Origin of the sequence: Guptibacillus algicola, assembly GCF_020171805.1 — a bacterium.
Taxonomy (GTDB): domain Bacteria; phylum Bacillota; class Bacilli; order Bacillales; family Guptibacillaceae; genus Guptibacillus; species Guptibacillus algicola.
Genome location: NZ_JAIVAF010000003.1, coordinates 1,160,607 through 1,179,634 on the forward strand (window position 1 = coordinate 1,160,607; position 19,028 = coordinate 1,179,634).

Consider the following 19,028-nt stretch of genomic DNA (forward strand, 5'->3'; position numbering starts at 1 on the left):
CATTTTTATTTTACATATAAAAGGAATTTAGAAAAGCAGTAAAGAACTAAGGAGGAGAGAAGCTTTTGAAATTCACATATAAGGTAGGCGTTGGCATCATGCTTAGTGTCATTCTATTACTCTCCAACTTATCATATGGAAAAGAAAACCAATCTGAGGCAGAACAAGATGACCAAGATTTATCTAGAAACATTCATAAGATTCTTTCTGATGAAGGACTTAAGGGAGCTATTGCAGGTGTTAGCGTTCGATCAGCTGATACTGGAGAAATTCTGTTTGATCATCACGGCGGAACGAGATTGACTCCTGCTTCTAATATGAAACTTATCACTGCTGCGGCAGCGTTAGAAACCCTTGGTCAAGACTATCAATTTATTACTGATGTAGCTACAAATGGGAAGATTAAAGGCGACAAATTAATTGGTGACCTTTATCTGATTGGTAGAGGAGATCCAACGATTCTAAAGCAAGACTTAGATGGTTTCGCAACTTCACTAAAAGATAAAGGAATTAATAAGATACAAGGAGATCTTATTGGAGATGAATCTTGGTATGATACTCAAAAACTTTCTGAGGATATGATTTGGACCGATGAAAGTGAATATTACGGTTCTCAGGTTTCAGCGCTAACAACTGCTCCTAATCGAGATTACGATGCAGGAACGATTATCGTTGATGTGTTCCCGGGTACTAGAGAAGGTGAGAAAGCAAAAGTTACCACTTCACCAAAAACAGAGTATGTTACGATACAAAATTCAGCAACTACGGTTAGTCAAGAGCAAGAAACGGATATTCTAATAAACCGAAAGCATGGAACAAACATCATAACCGTCGAGGGTAGTATTTCCTTGGACAATGCAAACGAGAGAAGTTGGATTGCAGTTTCCGATCCAGCAAAGTACGCACTACATTTGTTTGAGCAGTCTTTAAAAGATGTCGGCATAACGATAAATGGGGATTTACGGATTAAAAAAGCTTCTGAAGATGTCACTAGTTTGGCGAACAAAAAGTCAATGGAGCTTCATGAGTTACTCATCCCATTTATGAAACTAAGCAACAATGGGCATGGAGAAATCTTAGTGAAAGAAATGGGGAAGCGGAAGAAAGATGTGGGAAGCTGGGAAGCTGGATTAGAAGTAGTGAATGACTATCTGTTGAAAGAAGGATTACAGCCAGATGATATGCTGATTAGGGATGGGTCAGGAATTTCTCATGTTACCTTGATTCAGCCTCATCAAATTAGTCAATTACTATTCAAATTACAGTCGAGAGAGTGGTTCGATTCCTATTTCACTTCTCTCCCCGTTGCAGGATCCAACGGAAGATTTGTAGGTGGTACGCTTAGAAATCGGATGAAGGGGACTGCAGCAGAAAATGTTGTATTCGCAAAAACAGGGACACTACAAGGTGTTTCGTCACTATCAGGGTTCGTGAAACATGAGAACCCCATGGTCTTCTCAATCATTATCAATCAGTTTTTAGATGAAGATAAAATTGAAGAAATTGAGGATCGAATCGCGATCACGCTAGCTGAATATAACTTTAAATAGCTTAAAGAGGCATCGTCATAGACGGTGCCTCTTTCTTTAGATATACAAAATATTGGAACTTAATAGATTGCTTTTACAATGATAAAAGTAAGCACCGATAGACTAACAGATACTAGTAACAATATAAGTACTGGTTTTAAAGCTTTAGATCTCAAGTCTTTTAAACTTACATTTAGTCCAAGACCAACCATAGCAGCTGTCAAACACCACGTGGTGATGGTATTAACTGTTTGGGCCGCGTTCTCAGAAAATGGTATGACAGGACCTAGAAGGTACGTACCCACTAGACTCATAACAACGAACCCAACTAGAAACCATGGAAATGGAACGGCGTTACTTGTTTCATGCTTTCGTTTTCGATTCATTACATAAATCAATAGTAAACAAACAGGGACCAATAAGAATACTCTCCCTAATTTCGCAAGGAGCGCCATTGCTAGTGCATCCTCACCACCTGGTGCAGCTGCAAGAGCTACATGAGCAACTTCGTGGAGAGAAATTCCTGCCCATACACCATACTCAGCTGGGCTGAGAGGCAGCAAAGGGCGTATCAATGTATACAGAACTGAAAAAATCGTTCCGAATAAGGCAATGATACCGACTCCAATTGCTGTATCTTCATCTTTCGATCTGAAGATAGGTGCAACGGCTGCAATGGCTGCAGCCCCACAAATCCCCGTTCCAGCAGCAAGTAGAGAAGTGATGGAACGATCTGCTTTAAACAATTTCGCTAGCCACATGCTAGTTGCGAAACTGAAAAGTACAACTCCCGCTCCTATCAGTAAGATGGAAAAACCATCTTGTAATATGAAGCCTACATTTAGCTTTATACCATATAGAATAATGGCAAAACGCAGGATTTTTTTAGATGAGAAGGTAATGCCCTCTCGTAAAATTTCTGGATACCCTGCTACTTGTCTATAGATGATCGCGATAAAAATTGCTGAAGCGAGTTGGCCTGTTAGCTGAAATCCAGGTAGTTTTGCTACGTAATACCCTAGAAAAGCAATAGCAAAAGTAAATAAGACCCCCGCGCCATAGCGTATTTTGTATGATAGCTGAAATTGATGTTTCATCGTATTAATGTTCATATCCGCACTCCCCAATCCTACTTCATTGTAAAGCGATGTTTGTTATAAGTGAAATAAATAATTATAATGGTATCTATAATGAATCACTTATAATGGGAGTGTATCTATGGATCAACAGTTAAGAGTATTTGTCTCAGTCGTCGAAAACAAGAACTTCTCAAAAGCTGCTAAAGACTTACATATGACGCAACCTGCAGTAAGCCAGTACGTTAAGAATCTAGAACAAACACTCGGAACGAGGCTACTTGAACGCGATAACCGTACAGTGTCCTTAAACAGAGCAGGGGATATCGTTTATCATCATGCAAAAGAATTATTAAACTTATATACGAAGATGAATGATTTGATCGATGAGTTAACGAATAACACAAGTGGTAAAATTAAAATTGGAGCGAGCTATACATATGGAGAATACGTGCTGCCTCAAGTACTCGCACGAATCCATCAGAGATATCCGCTAATATCTCCCAACGTAAAGATTGGAAATTCAACGGAAATAGGAGACTTAGTCTACTCGCATCAGTTAGATGTTGGCATTATTGAAGGAGATCCTCCTTTGAAAGAGCTATCGGTAATGAACTTTACTGAAGATGAAATGGTTGTCGTTGCGTCACCCGATCACACTCTTGTAAATAATAATCATATAGGATTAACAGACGAAACGTGGATCGTACGTGAAACAGGATCAGGTACGAGAGAAGCTACTGAAAATATGTGGCAAGAACTCAGTGTTACGCCTAAAAAAACTATGGAATTCGGTAGTACTCAGCTTATTAAGGAATCTGTAGAAGCTGGAATCGGAATTAGTTTTTTATCTAAATGGGCGATACGAAAAGAGCTGAAGCTCGGTACATTAGCAGTAATCGATCTCCCAGAGTTTGTATACAAACGTACTTTTTCGATCGTAATGAGATCGCCATTTCAAACGAAAGCACTGGAAATTTTTCTTCGTCATGTTAAAGAGCATCAAATCTAGCAGTAGAGAGATTTTTCAGTCCGTGATATAGTGTTTAAATTGAAAAGCTATATGGCTCAGATCGTTGAGAAAGTAGTAAGGAGCATTCGCCATGGATATGGTAGTGATTTCCGCTTCAGGATGCTCGCTTTCCGCGGGGCGGGCGGTGAGTCTCCTCGTCGCTTTCAAAACGCTCCTGTGACGGCTTTTTGTCGGCGAGGAGGCTCGGGCGCTCGTCCACAGGAATCTTGTGGTATTTAAACTCCTACGGCATAGGGAACATAATAATCAGGTTTTTCTACAAACTGAGCCATGTGGCTTTTTTATTTTGTAAAGGAAGCGATCGATGATGAGAAAGATTCTTGAAGAATGGCAAAAAGCACTTCAATCAGAAATCTCCTTTTTAAGGAAATTTGGAAGTAAACCAAACATAATTCTAAATGGGCAATTATTGTCTAATAAGAATGGAGAATACAGATATTACTTTGAAACTACGATTAACTTACAAATACCGACTGGATCTAAAATACGTATCGAAATTCAGCATATTAAGAAGGAAGGACGAATTCTTTCTTCTGAAGGTAGAAATGTCATAGTTAAACTAGATGGTGGCTTTGGGAATGTGATACCTGAAGCCGAGCTCTTTCATGATCCATGGGAGTTATTAGAAGAATTAATCCTGCGACTCGATGAAGTAAAGAAAAGCGAAAAAAGGCTAGAACGAGTCAAGAGATTAATGAATCCATCAACAATTACAAAGCACCCAAAAGATAAGATAAAAAATAGCTTACATGAACTGATCCTTCGGTCTAAATATAATCCTGTAACATATGTATGGGGACCACCCGGAACTGGTAAAACACATAAATTAGCTCGAACGGCTGCTAACCATTACTTTAAAGGGCATAAGGTACTGATTCTTTCTCATAGTAATCAAGCTGTAGATGTGTTAATGCGAGAAACGGTTAATTTTACAGATAACAAGAGCAAGTATGAAGAAGGAAAGGTAATGAGATATGGGTTACAACGTAATGTGAAATCCCATCTCCCTTTATTTACTGATCAACTACTAATGGAGAAATACCCTGGTTTAGCATCTGAGAAAGAACGGATCTTTGAAGAACGAAAGAAATTAAAAGAAGATCTATCAAAATCTTTCAGTCGCCGTGATTCAGAAGAATTGATTACTCTTGAATCAAAGCTAGCACAAGTGCTGGAGAAGATTCGCGGGAAAGAAACAAAGTTTGTTAAAGAAGCATCAGTTGTTGGAACTACGCTATCTAGAGCTGCTATAGATGAAACGATTTATAAGAAACGGTTTGACTTAGTGATTATCGATGAAGCGAGTATGGCTTACGTTCCTCAAGCTGCTTTTGCTGCATCGCTAGGAAAAAAAGTAATCGTGTGTGGTGATTTCAAACAACTTCCTCCGATTGCTTCTGGGAGAAGTTCATTAATAACGAAATGGTTACGTGAGGATATCTTTCATTGCTCTGGAATTGTTAAAGATATCCATCACTCACACATTCATCCAAATTTATTTTTATTAAATGAACAAAGACGTACACATCCTGTCATTTCAGCATTCACAAATCAATATATCTATCACTCTCTTGTGAAAGATCATGAATCCACGCTTCATTCACGAAAGTCGATTTCAACTAGAGAACCATTCGGGTCCCATCCGTCTGTTCTACTCGATACAAGTTTTACAGGGCAGTTTTGTTTTACTGGTAACTCTTCTAAATCAAGGATGAACCTGTGGCAATTGCTACTATCTTTTCAGGCGATTTTTGAAGCAACAAAAGATGGGATGACTTCAATAGGCTATGTAACCCCTTATCGATCACAAGCGAACCTCATGAGTCTTCTACTAGAAGAGATGTTCGAAGGATACGACGAACTAGATTTATTAGCAGCTACTGTTCACCGGTTTCAGGGGAGTGAAAAAGATATGATGGTGTTCGATACAGTTGATGGTGACCCAATGAACCGTGCAGGTATGTTGATTACGGGGCAGAACAGCGAAAGGCTTATTAATGTAGCAATGACGAGGACGAAAGGAAAGTTTATTCATGTGAGCAACGTGAATTTCGTCCTTAACAACATATCTACCACAAAAACGTTACGTAAACTGGTTGATCATCAAATTAAGAAGGGTGAAAAGGTAAGCCCAGAGGAAATTGGAAGTTGGATAAAAAATCAGCACAAGAAACTAACCTGGTCACATGCAATTAAAACGGATCGAGTATTCGATGAAATGAAAAGGGCGAAAAAAATTTTGCTCTCTATTCCTTCTGGTACTGAACTAACTGTGGAGTGGAAGGAACTTATCGACCAACTAAAAGATAAGGTTACGATCATTACCAACACCAATAGCTCTGGAATAGAAAGCACAATCTCTTTCCCTTTCGTTGCCATTGATCGACAGACCCTATGGGTCGGGATGCCATTTGAAGGAATGAAGGGAACAAAGCCACCCGCTGTTGCAGCAAGATTAGAGGCTCCTAGAGTGGTAGAGGAATTTCTTGCACAAATTATGACGCGCGGTGATTTATAATAAGTGACCTTATATCACGAGCATATTTTACGATATCTCTTGTAGGATGAGTTATGATGAAAAGGACAATGAATAGTGAAAGAAGGTATGTGATGACACAAATCCCAAAGGATAAAATATGGACGCGAGACTTTATTTTTATTTGTTTTTCAAATTTCTTTATTTTCGCTGGTTTTCAAATGACGCTTCCCACTCTTCCTTTGTTTGTGAATAAACTTGGAGGTAGTGATCAGCTTATCGGACTAGTCGTAGGTGTTTTTACACTTTCTGCACTTTTGATCAGACCATGGAGTGGACATATGCTCGAGTCTTACGGCAGAAGGTTCGTATATTTGATCGGTCTTTTTGTGTTTGTCCTTTCAGTTGGTTCCTATGCATTTACAGGTAGTCTTGCTTTACTATTCCTAATGCGAATCGTTCAAGGCTTAGGATGGGGAATGTCTACTACTGCTGTAGGTACCATCGCTACAGATCTTATTCCGCCTAAACGTAGAGGAGAAGGGATGGGATATTTTGGACTTGCAGGTAATTTAGCAATGGCATTTGGACCTGCTTTAGGACTATTACTTATTCCATTCATTAATTTCTCAGGTTTATTTATGATAGCGGCTGGTGGAGGATTAACTGCATTTTTCATTGCAGCATTTATCCACTACAAGCCGACCGATAAGCCGACTGAAAAGAGGAAAAGATGGGATGTTTTTGAGAAAACAGCATTAATGCCATCGGTCTTGTTATTTTTTATTACGATGGTTTTTGGGGGCATCGCTACGTTTTTACCACTATATACGACAAGTTTAGGTGTTGATGGAATCGAACTGTACTTTGTCATTTTTGCCTTTTCTTTGATGTTTGTGCGTACATTTGCGGGCAAAATCTATGATCGAAAAGGACATAAAGCAGTTTTTCTACCAGGAACCTTACTAGTCTTTGTTGCGATGATCGATTTATCTTTGTTAAGTAATGAATTCATGCTTTTAACGGCAGCACTCCTGTTTGGAATGGGATTCGGCACAGTATTACCAGCATTACAAGCATGGGCCGTTCAAGAAGCGCCCTTAAACCGAAAAGGTATGGCAAATGCAACCTTCTTCTCTTTTTTTGATTTAGGAGTTGGACTTGGAGCAATATTGTTCGGACTCATCGCTTCGAAATTTAGCTACTCAGATATTTACTTAGCTTCTGCTGTTTCAGTAGGAATAGCGATGGTCATCTATATGATATACGTTAAACGTCATGCTCCTCAGCAGTCCCGTGAGGCAGTACAATATAAGTAATCGAATCCCTCACATAAAAATGTGAGGGATTCATTATGTCGAATAATGTATAACTATTGCAGGACTTTTATTATTCATTAAGAATACATACTATTGGAAGAAAATAAGCGGTTCACTATTGGAGGCAGCCATGAAGCTAAACATCATACATACAAACGATATTCATAGCCATTTCGAAAATTACTCGAAAGCCGTGTCATTAATTCGGGATTATATGGATGGAAATACGCTCTTACTCGATGGGGGAGATTTTGCAGATTTCAAGAGCATCGAACTTCAGGGAACAAGAGGAGTTGCAGCTGTAAAGCTACTCGAATCTGCAGGATATTCAGCTATTACAATTGGGAACAATGAATTGTTTAATGGAATCGATACACTAGAACATATGGCAACAAATAGTACGTTACCTTTTATTAGTTGTAATTTAACTAGGGTAAATGGAGATCCGATAGTAGGAGTTAAAAGTAGCGTTATTCTTCATCATAATGGGCTACGAGTATTTGTTACTGGAGCTTCTCCTGATCTACAGGACTTTAATGAACTGATGGGTTTTGCAATATCAGATTACAAACAAGCGATTGAAGAAGAAATCAAGAAACACCGTGGTGATTACGATCTTTGTGTAGTCTTGAACCATGTTGGTACCGAAGCTGACTTAGAGCTTGCTGAAGCGATCGATGGAATAGATGTTATTTTATCAGCGCATGACCATGTGTTGTATGATGAAGCAAAGGTCGTAAACGGTACGATCATAAATTCAGCAGGTAACTATGGAGAGCATATTGGGATTATTGAACTAGAAATCACAGAAACATCTGTAGAGTTGCTAGCTTCTTCTACGATTTCGACTGCTAAGGCACAGCAGGACGAAGAGATTTTGGATATTCTAAAAGCAAGCAAAGTTGAAGCGATTAATCAATTGAGCAAGCCTCTTTATGCTGTAGATAAGCCGCTTTGGCATGATGTATTGGAAGAGAATCCACTTTCCAATCTGATAGCAGACGGTTTGCGAGATCGATTTTCGAGTGAAATCGGATTGATTAATAGTGGAATAGCAAATGCAGGAATAATTCAATTCGTTTCGGAGAAGAAACTGATTGAAATATGTCCTTCGCCATTAAACCCGACCTATTTTGAAATACAAGGAAAATTTTTGAAAGAAGCGCTTCAAGATTCACTCGACAGCTCTGTGTGTATGGCTGATGGAAGAGGACCAGGGTTCAGAGGGAAGTATGTTGGACGCCTTCACGTGTCAGGTGTAGAAATAGAATACGATGGAGGAACGGTCGGATCGATAAGAGTAAACAATGAACCATTAGATGAGGAAAGATGGTACAGTGTAGCATCATCAGATTATCTATTACGCGGCTCTGGTTACCAAGCTCTAGCTAATAACAGGAACTATTTGTATCAACCTGATGAAATTAAAGATGTGATCAGAGAATATGCAAAGAAGAAAGAGTATGTATCTCAATCCTATGAAACTAGATGGAAGTCAACAAGTACTGTAGTTAGCTGAGAGGGGAGCATAAGCCCTTCCCGAATAAAAGTCTGACTTTTCAATAATTTCAATTACCGTATTATTTATATAAAATATAATAATAGTTATTAACACTCTCACATCAAATCCATAAAAACAATAAAAAAGGAGCAACTAATTGACCGAAAATGAACCTTTAATCATTGAACTTGAAAAACAATTATTACAACCAGAAATAAGAAGTTCAAAAAAAGACGTTGAAAGATTATTAGATGATGATTTCGAAGAATTTGGTAAATCCGGAAGAAGATTAAATAAAGAAGACGTGTTGAAGGGACTTTCTGAGGAAAAACCAGTCCAATTCACAATGGATAGTTCGAAGGTAGTTGCATTATCGGATGACGTGATGCTGATTACATATTCGTTGATAAAGGACGATTGTCAATCTAAAAGCCTTCGAAGTTCAATCTGGAGATGCAAGAATGGGAAATGGAAAATGTTTTTCCATCAGGGAACCAAAGCAAATAGCACAAGCTAAATGTGATGCTTTTTTATAGTGATGAGAATCTCAAAAACCAAAAGAAGTTTCAACTGAAAATAGTAGAGTGATATACTTTCCATATGAGTTTGCTTGTCACATTTTAGTTAACAAGTAACGAAAATGAATGCGTTTTCAATACTAGGAGGGTTACTTTGGATAAGAAACATATCGATCCTACAGAATCAACCGTACATACGGACTTTAAAGACAACATGACCTATGGTGAATACTTAAGCTTGGATCAGATACTTTCTGGACAAAATCGGCTTTCAGATCATCACGATGAAATGTTGTTCATCATTATTCACCAAGTTAGTGAGCTTTGGATGAAGTTGATACTCCATGAATTAAAAGGGGCGATCAATGCGATCGAAAACGATGAATTATCAACTGCTTTCAAGATGCTTGCAAGAGTTTCGAAGACTCAAACCCAGATTATTCAAGCCTGGGACGTGTTATCGACACTTACTCCTTCAGAATATATGGAATTTCGAGATTCATTAGGGCAGGCTTCTGGTTTTCAATCTTATCAATACCGTATGATTGAATTTGCACTTGGGTACAAAACTCCACATGTATTAAAAATCTATGAAAAAAATCTTACATTACACCAAACATTAAAAGAAGCCTATCACGAACTCAGCATCTATGACGCTGCCATTCGAGCACTTGACCGTGCTGGCATCAAAATAGATAAAGAAGTATTAGAAAGAGACGTTACAAATACATATGCAGGGGATGAGTCTGTTAAGGAAGCCTGGTTAACAGTGTATCGAAACACTGATCAATATTGGGATTTGTACGAACTTGCAGAAAAACTCGTTGATATAGAAGATTGGCTACAGCAGTGGCGATTCAGGCATATGAAAACAGTAGAGCGAATCATAGGGTTTAAGAAAGGTACAGGCGGATCGTCAGGAGTAGGGTATTTGAAGAAAGTATTAGATCACAGATTTTTCCCTGAACTGTGGGATATTCGAACAGAGCTATAAGATAATAGTATTATGTTAATAGACAAAAAGGATGCTAATTTTGCATCCTTTTTGTTATGCAGTACTTTAAAGCACAGAGCGCTCATTATTTTAATCTACCTTTACTTTTAAGATCAGCTTCAATATCCTCGAATGATTCAACAGGGATATAGGGAGTACCACTATTTTTCAAAATATGTTGAAGCACATCTTTTGCGAAGGTTAAGTCTGCCTCTTTTGCTCCATGAGAGTCAGGCTCGCTGTCGCCAGCAAAATAGACCTCATCATAACGTTCCTTCAATTCTTTGATTACGAGAGATTTATCTATCCCATACCTTGCAGAATAGTGTTTATGGGTTGAATCAATCGATAGATGAACATTGTTCTCTTCGTAGTAGCCTTTGTTTGAAAAAACCGGAACGTCTTCGATACCGTAATGAGTTAGTAAATGATTAATATAATAATCCGTACCAGCACTTAAAATATAAAAATCCCCACCATTTTGTTGAACGGTTTTAATAAATGACGGAACATGAGAATCGATGGGTAACGTTTTTATATCTTCAATAATTTGCGCTTCATCTTTATTGATTGATTTGAACACCTTGCTTAGAAAATCAATGTCCTTTATCTTTTCATCTTTCCAGTCTTTATATAACGCTCTTCCTTCAGGATAGTAATTTTCAATAACTAGCCAATAGAAATCCTTTTTAGAAATCGTACCATCAAAATCAGAAACAAATGCCCATGTAGCCATTTCTCTTACCTCCTAATTCTACTCCTATCACTCTTTTACGAATTGTAGCACGAGAGGATGCTAAATGAAATTAAACTCTATTAATACAATAACGTAAAACTGTGCTAAAGTATGTTAAAATGATTTCTAAAAAGTTAGACTATTCTTATTAACTAGAGGGAGAGCGAGAATGAGTAAAACAATTAGCAAAGTACAAGTAGAAGATATCATTATCGCAAATCAGGTGTTGAAGGATGTAGCTGTTAGAACGCCACTTCAGCGCAATGACATCCTTTCAGAACGTCATGATTGCAACGTTTACTTAAAAAGAGAAGACCTTCAAAACGTAAGGTCTTTTAAAATTAGAGGGGCATACAACCATATCCAAGGTTTGAATAATGACCAAAAGGCTAGAGGGGTTGTTTGTGCAAGTGCAGGAAATCACGCTCAGGGAGTGGCATATTCATGTAAAACACTTGGTATACAAGGTCATATTTTTATGCCAGCAACAACACCGAGACAGAAGGTTTCACAAGTAGAGCTGTTCGGGGGGGCTTCCGTTGACGTGATCCTAACAGGAGATACATTCGATGATTCTTTCAAAACAGCGATAGATTTCTGTAACAGTGAAGACAAAACCTTTATCCATCCGTTTGATGATTATCACACAATCGCAGGACAAGGAACAGTTGGCCTAGAGATTATGAATGATTTAGATCATGTTGATGTTGTCATGGTTCCAATTGGCGGAGGAGGTCTTGCTTCAGGGGTAGGATCATTTGTGAAGAGTATCAATCCTGACACAAAGATCATTGGGGTTGAACCTGAAGGCGCTCCAGGTATGAAAAGTTCGATAGATCACAATGAAATGGTTGCTCTCGATTACATCAATAAATTTGTTGATGGTGCAGCGGTCAAACAAGTAGGCAAACTGACACTTGAAATATGCAAACAGCTACTTGATGATGTCGTTCTCGTTCCAGAAGGGAAAATTTGCACGACTATTCTTGAACTATACAACCAAAATGCAATTGTAGCAGAACCAGCAGGCGCACTCTCCATAGCTGCTTTGGATTTCTATCAGGATCAAATTAGAGGAAAAAATGTGGTTTGTATCATTAGTGGTGGTAATAATGATATCAATAGGATGCAAGAAATCCAGGAACGCTCATTAATCTATGAAGGGCTAAAGCATTATTTTATCGTACATTTCCCACAGCGTGCAGGAGCATTAAAGGAATTTATGGCTGATGTACTTGGACCAACTGACGATATTACACGGTTTGAATATACGAAAAAGAATAACCGAGATAAAGGACCTGTACTTGTAGGAATCGAATTAAACAGGGTGGAAGACTATGATCCATTAGTTAAGCGGATGGAAGTGAGTGGCTTCTCTTATATCGAAATTAACAAAGATCAGAATTTATTTAACCTTTTAATTTAAAACGCCTGAAAAGGCGTTTTTTAGTGAGATAGAATCGCTTAGGCCCTTTTCGTTTCTATTCACTGAAAAATCACACCATATGTTAAAGGATAAATCAACACTTTTCCTAGTATATCTGTTATGATAAGGGTTGGTTTTCTTGAAAAAGAGGACGGACCAATCTAGAAGAGGAGACCGTAAATGACTCAACCATTACCGTTTGAAATAACAAAAGAAGATTCATTTTATGATGTGCTAGGGGACTATATTGGAGATGTTTTTTACGACATTCTTCCAGAGCACGGTTATGAGCTTCGCGATGAACAGATCTTTATGGCCTTTCAAATCGAACAGGCTTTCAAAAATAAAAGTGTCGTATTTGCTGAAGCAGGTGTAGGAACAGGGAAAACATTTGTCTATTTGCTATACGCTATTTGCTATGCTAGATACACGAGAAAACCTGCAATCATTTCTTGTGCAGATGAAACGCTTATTGAACAGCTAGTCAAAAAAGGCGGAGACATCGAGAAGCTAGAAAAAGCACTTGGTCTTAATGTCGATGTACGACTAGCTAAGGCAAGAGAACAGTATGTGTGCGTGAAAAAACTTGACTACCTTGCCCATCGTACTGATGATGAAGATATCTTAAGTGTTCATGATGAAATACCAGAGTTCGTCTATGAACCGGCAGCTTCCATGCAGTCATTCTATCGTTACGGAGATCGTAAGGAATATCCGTGGGTTCCGAATGAGAAATGGGAGACAATCGCATGGGATCCTCTACAACAGTGTTCTACATGTGATTGGCGCCACCGATGCGGGCAAACTTTAAACAGAAAACATTACCGTCAAGCAAGTGATCTCATCATTTGCTCACATGACTTTTATATGGAACATATTTGGACGAAGGAGTCACGTAAACGAGAAGGGCAGCTGCCTCTATTACCTGAAGCGAGCACGGTAGTATTTGATGAAGGGCACCTTCTAGAGTTTTCAGCTCAAAAAGGCCTTACGTATCGATTCCACTCTGAAACATTATCTAGTGTCTTAACAGGATACATGGACCAGGATGTCCGGGAAGAGTCACTTACGCTAGTGGAAGATATCCTCGAGCTACATGATGAGTGGTTCTCTCGCCTAAGTAAAAACGCTCGAACCATTGAAGGGTCTGTTCGTAAAGATGTAGAGAGAACAGAATCCATCGTTTCGATGGCTGAAACAATGGTGACTAAAGTTGATGCACTTCTTGAACAGCTTGTATTTGATTCAGAATTATATGTGATGGACGATTATCACGTGAAGATTATGGAAGAATATTTGGAGTTCTTTGCTTATGGATTAAGAACCTTCCTAAAAGATGGCGAAGGAATTCATTGGCTAGAAGAAACGTCTTCCGATACAAGCCTTGTCATTATGCCTCGGCTCGTTGAAGATATTTTGAGGAAAGAAGTATTCTCACAAAAAATTCCGTTTATCTTCTCATCAGCAACGTTATCTCAAGCTGGTGATTTCTCTTACATCGCTAGTAGCTTAGGAATTCAAAAACACGCGTCATTCTCAGTAAACTCCCCATTTGATTATGAAGAACAAATGGAGATAACTGGGAACGTTGAGACAGACGAAGAAGAGAAATGGGCAAGTATTCAAGATTCACTTATTAAAAACCAAGGTCATTCTCTCATTCTCTTCTCATCATTGGAGGAAATGAACCGTTTTAAAACTTGGTCTGGCAACAAAGATTGGGCGTTTAACATGATATTTGAAGGTGATCGTGAAATAAGTGAAACCGTAAGAGAATTCCAAGAAGATGCTTCTTCGGTTCTTTGTTCTTATCACCTTTGGGAAGGCCTTGATGTTCCAGGTGAATCGCTTACTCAAGTGATCATCTCGTCTCTTCCATTTCCACCAAATGACCCTGTTTTCCAAGCCAAGCGAAATCATTCATCGAATCCTGAAGAGCATGTCGATCTCCCATATATGCTGCTTCGACTTCGTCAAGGGATAGGTCGTTTAATTCGAACAAGCCAAGATAAAGGTTCTGTGAGTTTATGGATGTCTAACGATCAAAAGCAGAAATACGAAAAGAAAATCCAAGACGTCATGCCTTTACCTATAAAGTGGGACTAATTCAAAGAGCTCTTTCAAACATGAAAGAGCTCTTTTTCAAAAGAACGCAAAGTGGAGGTGAATAGATGAAAACGAACTGGGAACGTAACAAACCAATTATAGAACCAAATTTCGAAAGCTTTTCGGAAATCATACATAGCTATTATCCAGATGGAAGGATTAATGAAATCGAACTATTAACAGGTGGGTTGAGTCACTCCAACTATAAAATAGAGCTAATAGATAGTACATGGCTTGTTGCAAGATTTACCACGAACAAGAAAACTCTTATACTTGAACAGAACCTGCATAGGATTCTTCCTGAACAGGTAAAAGCACCAAGGTTCTTATACCTTTCACATAAACCAGAGTATAGTGTTGCTCTCGTAGAATGGAAGAGGGGGGTATTACTCCGAGATCGATTATCATCGTCCGCAAATGAAATGTATGCAATCGGTCACTCAGTAGGTGAACAACTTGCGTCCTTACGACAACTTACCTTTCCATCACAAGGGTTTCTCGATAAGCATGTGAAAGTTGAGCAGCCATTTCGCCTTACACCTGAGTCTTTTTATTCTATAATCGAATCTTTTATTGAAAAAGGTCCTATGACATCTAGAATATCAAAGTCATTAACCAATCGGATTCTTGTATTTGCAAAAGAGCACGCTTCACTTTTCCTTGAAGACGAAAGTGAAGCCCGTCTCGTTCACGGTGATTTCAACGGACTTAACATATTGATCGAAGGAACAGAAGTTAGCGCTGTATTAGATTGGGAATTTGCATTTGCAGGTAGTATCTATTTAGATATCGGAAATATGATCAGGTATGATCACTTTCCAAATATGGAATCATTTGAGGATGGCCTATTATCAGGATTAAGAAATAACGGTATCGTGTTATCTCCAAACTGGAGAAAATTAGCAAAACTAGCTGACCTCGTTGCATTGTGCAGTTTGCTTGATAGCAAATATGGTGGAGAAAACAGATTTAAAGATATAACACGCTTGATTGAAAAAACGTTGCGATCTTACTCGTAGGATTATTTAGAGGAATAAGGGGCTAAATCGAGAACCTTTCTACATATAAGGAAAAATTGATAGGAAAGGAAGATTTCGATGACCCAACCTGAACTGATCGGGGAAGACCTATTCCTGGTAGATCTTCATGATTTGAAGCTAGAAAAACGAACAGGAAGCTATATTTTACTTGAAGATGAAATAACGATTATCGAGACGAGTGCTAGCCCGTCAATCCCACATCTCCTAAAAGGATTAGAAGCATTAGAAGTTGATTTAAAAGACATTCGCAACATCGTCGTCACACATATTCACCTAGATCATGCAGGAGGCGCAGGGTTGTTACTTGAGAAATGCCCTAACGCAAGAATACTCGTTCATAAGAAAGGTTATCGCCATCTAGAGAATCCATCCCGTTTGATTCAAGGAGCAAAGGCAGTATACGGAGAGAAGTTCAATAAACTTTTTGACCCTATACTTCCTGTTCCGTCAGACCGCTTACTTGTAATGGAGGATGGTGACGAACTGACACTCGGAGAAAATCGAGTTCTAACATTCATAAATACACCTGGACATGCAAAGCATCACTATTCAATTCATGATTCCAAAACAAATGGGGTATTTGTAGGTGATACGGTAGGTGTCTACTATCCACTCATCGACGTTGATCTTTATTTACCATCCACGTCACCTAACCAATTCAATCCTCATGACATGCTTTATTCAGCAGAACGAATAATGGATTTTCATCCTGACGCCATCTATTTTGGACACTATGGAAAGTCAGATGCACCTCTGGATGTCATTGAACAACTTGCATACTGGTTACCTGTATTTATTAAATCGGCTGAGACAATCACCTTGGCTAATAAAGAAAAAACACCAGAGCAAGTCAGTGAACTCATTGCGAATGATTTATTGTCTGAAGTGAAAACAACACTCGGTAAACAAGGGATTTCAAACGATCATGAGGTATACCGTTACATAACATTAGACTTGCAAGTGTGTGCCATGGGACTTTATGATTACATTACAAAACAAAAAGTAAATCAAACTCCTTAAGTGTTCTTAAGGAGTTTTTTCATGCTTAAACTTTGTTTATGATATAGTGAATATGCTGTAAATAATTGTGAAGATTACCTCTAGTTGGAGAGATGTTATGTATAAGAATAAGTCGACCATTCAATCTTTTCGTTATATTTTCATAATGTACGTAGGGACAATATTATTATTTAGTCTCTTCTATTTTATGCCCTTTTCAAATGTTAGTGGGTTACCATTTGTTGATGCACTCTTTGTGTCTACAAGTGCACTTAGCGTGACAGGGTTATCCGTAATCGATGTTTCGACTGAATTAACAAGAATAGGCCAGACAGCATTGATAATAGAAATGCAGCTAGGGGGAGTGGGAATCCTTGTCCTCATCAGTTATTTATTCATGATGATGGGAAAAAAACTTACCATGTCTAGTATGCTTTTATTATCTAAAGACCAGAATCAATCAAAACTTAAAACGATTAAGTCATTGAGTATCTCTGTTTTAATGATCGCCATCATCGTTGAAGCGATAGGCTTTGCCTTGATGTTCAGTGGCATTCGAAACGAATTTTCCTCTACTAATGAAGCAATATTTGTCACGGTGTTCCACAGTGTTGCTAGCTTTACAAACGCTGGCTTTGACCTCTTTGGAGATAGCCTCATTGGATTTCAGGAAAGCAAGCTTTTTTTATTAACCACAATGGTGATGATCTTCATCGGGAGTTTAGGCTTTCCAACCATTGTAGAATACATAAACCCGTTTCGACGGAAAAGGAGTCTGTTTTCAAGAATCAACATTCGACTCCACACAACGTTATTTCTTACGGCTGCAGTCGTATACTATACGATTGAGCATAATGGTATCTTTGCACACCTTTCATTTCCTGATAAGCTGTTCAACTCTTTTTTCCTTTCGGCCACAACAAGAAATGGTGGGTTAACAACGGTTGATATTTCATCATTACATATCACAACGCTTCTTATCTTGATGATTCTTATGTTCATTGGAGGAGCATCATCTAGTACTGGTGGGGGCTTGAGGTTAACGACATTCTCTGTATTAATGGCAAAGATGGTATCTGTGGCTAAATCACAAGAGCATACCACTTTAATGAAAAAGACCATTTCTCAAGATTCCATCAATAAAGCATTTCTTATTTTTGTAAGCTTTGTATTTCTATTTGGATTGTCTACAGTTGCTCTTTCGTTGTTTGAACTACAGGAAATCGAAATGATCGCTTTCGAAGTCCTTTCTGCACTCACGAATACGGGGCTTTCAATGGGAATTACAGGAGAACTAGCAACTTTTTCGAAGCTATTGCTTTGCATATTGATGATTATTGGGCGAATTGGTATTTTCAGCTTCATTTATGTGGTGTTCAAGATTGAAAAATCCAAAACACGTTATTTAAAAGAAGATCTAGCAGTAGGATAAGAAGGGGTTTGATCGATTGAGAAAACAATTTTTAGTACTCGGTGCAGGAAGATTTGCTAAAGGCATTATTCAAGAACTATACGCACAAAAATGTGATGTCATTGTTTGTGACAAAGATGAGGGCCCTCTTGAAGATATCGAAGAATACGCTACACATTCGATTGTTGGAGACCTAAGGGAAAATGGTGTGATGGACGACTTAAACGTTGAACAATTTGATGCCGTTTTCGTTGCCATCGGTACAGACTCATATTCAGCGATTCTCATCACAAATCGATTGCGTGAGCGCAATGCAAAGGAAATCATCGTAAAGGCAACAAGTAAAGAAATAGGGGAGATCCTATCTAATTTAGGCGCGAATCGTGTGATTTATCCTGAGGAAGAAGCAGGGATGAAAGTAGCTAGACAAATAACGATGCCAAATGTGATCGAGTATATCGAAATCACAAAAAATGTCTCAGCAGTTGAATTAAAAGTTCCTGAAGAATTAGTTGGGAAGACTTTGCTTGAGCTTGATTTCTCAAGAAAATACGACCTGAACGTCTCACTTATCTTGAGAGAAGATTCTCCTATACTGAGCCGTTATGCAGAAGTGGCTTTCCAAAGTGACGATGTAATCCTAATTGTCGGTGAAAACAAAAAAATCCAACAGTTCAGAAAGAAATTTGATTTATAATAGGCCTTTAAAAAACCTGCTAAATAAGCAGGTTTTTTGCTTTAATTATGATAAATTTTCAAAAGTTTTGTATCCGCTTTCATTACTGATTCGATGGTTGTTACCGAAAACACCAAGATCTCTAACCAATTGCTAATCACGTGACAAAAATAAAATTTCTTGTATAT

The 19,028-nt window shown here is 38.4% G+C and carries 15 protein-coding genes; 13 read left to right on the top strand and 2 right to left on the bottom strand.

Translation table 11 applies throughout. The features are described from left to right. Positions 1 to 98 precede the first annotated feature (98 nt). Complete coding sequence (dacB, locus tag LCM09_RS13575; RefSeq protein ID WP_404800835.1) at positions 99 to 1,550, top strand: D-alanyl-D-alanine carboxypeptidase/D-alanyl-D-alanine endopeptidase; 1,452 nt, start codon at positions 99 to 101, stop codon at positions 1,548 to 1,550. A gap of 59 nt (positions 1,551 to 1,609) precedes the next feature. Here the strand turns inward: dacB and LCM09_RS13580 are convergent, their stop codons facing one another. Then, complete coding sequence (locus tag LCM09_RS13580; RefSeq protein WP_224882667.1) at positions 1,610 to 2,641, bottom strand: YeiH family protein; 1,032 nt, start codon at positions 2,639 to 2,641, stop codon at positions 1,610 to 1,612. A gap of 106 nt (positions 2,642 to 2,747) precedes the next feature. Between LCM09_RS13580 and LCM09_RS13585 the strand changes: the two genes are divergently transcribed. The 6 genes from LCM09_RS13585 (at position 2,748) to kynA (ending at position 10,446) form a co-directional block, all read left to right on the top strand. Next, positions 2,748 to 3,617 (top strand): LysR family transcriptional regulator, encoded by an 870-nt coding sequence (locus LCM09_RS13585; protein ID WP_224882669.1) that lies wholly within the window; start codon positions 2,748 to 2,750, stop codon positions 3,615 to 3,617. Positions 3,618 to 3,942: 325 nt separating this feature from the next. After that, the gene (locus LCM09_RS13590; protein ID WP_318246518.1) at positions 3,943 to 6,156 is read left to right on the top strand and encodes a DEAD/DEAH box helicase; all 2,214 of its coding nucleotides are present in this window, start codon (positions 3,943 to 3,945) and stop codon (positions 6,154 to 6,156) included. Positions 6,157 to 6,209: 53 nt separating this feature from the next. Further along, on the top strand, positions 6,210 to 7,433 hold the full coding sequence (locus LCM09_RS13595) for an MFS transporter (protein WP_404800826.1): 1,224 nt from the start codon (positions 6,210 to 6,212) through the stop codon (positions 7,431 to 7,433). A gap of 130 nt (positions 7,434 to 7,563) precedes the next feature. After that, positions 7,564 to 8,952: a bifunctional metallophosphatase/5'-nucleotidase gene (locus LCM09_RS13600; RefSeq protein WP_224882671.1), complete on the top strand. Its 1,389-nt coding sequence runs from the start codon at positions 7,564 to 7,566 to the stop codon at positions 8,950 to 8,952. 139 nt (positions 8,953 to 9,091) lie between these two features. Continuing rightward, positions 9,092 to 9,451: a nuclear transport factor 2 family protein gene (locus tag LCM09_RS13605; RefSeq protein WP_224882676.1), complete on the top strand. Its 360-nt coding sequence runs from the start codon at positions 9,092 to 9,094 to the stop codon at positions 9,449 to 9,451. Positions 9,452 to 9,606: 155 nt separating this feature from the next. After that, complete coding sequence (gene kynA, locus LCM09_RS13610; RefSeq protein ID WP_224882684.1) at positions 9,607 to 10,446, top strand: tryptophan 2,3-dioxygenase; 840 nt, start codon at positions 9,607 to 9,609, stop codon at positions 10,444 to 10,446. Between the two features lie 85 nt (positions 10,447 to 10,531). On the opposite strand, the gene LCM09_RS13615 is transcribed toward kynA, so the two are convergent. Continuing rightward, a complete protein-coding gene (locus tag LCM09_RS13615) occupies positions 10,532 to 11,182 on the bottom strand; it encodes an MtnX-like HAD-IB family phosphatase (RefSeq protein WP_224882694.1) in 651 nt (216 codons plus the stop codon). A gap of 169 nt (positions 11,183 to 11,351) precedes the next feature. Between LCM09_RS13615 and ilvA the strand changes: the two genes are divergently transcribed. The 6 genes from ilvA (at position 11,352) to LCM09_RS13645 (ending at position 18,861) form a co-directional block, all read left to right on the top strand. Next, on the top strand, positions 11,352 to 12,608 hold the full coding sequence (gene ilvA / locus LCM09_RS13620; RefSeq protein WP_224882696.1) for a threonine ammonia-lyase IlvA: 1,257 nt from the start codon (positions 11,352 to 11,354) through the stop codon (positions 12,606 to 12,608). Positions 12,609 to 12,788: 180 nt separating this feature from the next. Continuing rightward, complete coding sequence (locus LCM09_RS13625) at positions 12,789 to 14,714, top strand: ATP-dependent DNA helicase (RefSeq protein ID WP_224882698.1); 1,926 nt, start codon at positions 12,789 to 12,791, stop codon at positions 14,712 to 14,714. A 65-nt stretch (positions 14,715 to 14,779) separates the two neighbouring features. After that, positions 14,780 to 15,733 (top strand): phosphotransferase family protein, encoded by a 954-nt coding sequence (locus LCM09_RS13630; protein ID WP_224882700.1) that lies wholly within the window; start codon positions 14,780 to 14,782, stop codon positions 15,731 to 15,733. A 78-nt stretch (positions 15,734 to 15,811) separates the two neighbouring features. Continuing rightward, positions 15,812 to 16,774, top strand: coding sequence for an MBL fold metallo-hydrolase (locus LCM09_RS13635; RefSeq protein ID WP_224882701.1), 963 nt, complete (start codon positions 15,812 to 15,814; stop codon positions 16,772 to 16,774). A gap of 97 nt (positions 16,775 to 16,871) precedes the next feature. After that, on the top strand, positions 16,872 to 18,185 hold the full coding sequence (locus LCM09_RS13640; RefSeq protein ID WP_224882703.1) for a TrkH family potassium uptake protein: 1,314 nt from the start codon (positions 16,872 to 16,874) through the stop codon (positions 18,183 to 18,185). A gap of 16 nt (positions 18,186 to 18,201) precedes the next feature. Beyond that, positions 18,202 to 18,861, top strand: a complete 660-nt coding sequence (locus LCM09_RS13645; RefSeq protein ID WP_224882705.1) for a potassium channel family protein — start codon at positions 18,202 to 18,204, stop codon at positions 18,859 to 18,861. The last annotated feature ends 167 nt before the right edge of the window (positions 18,862 to 19,028 follow it).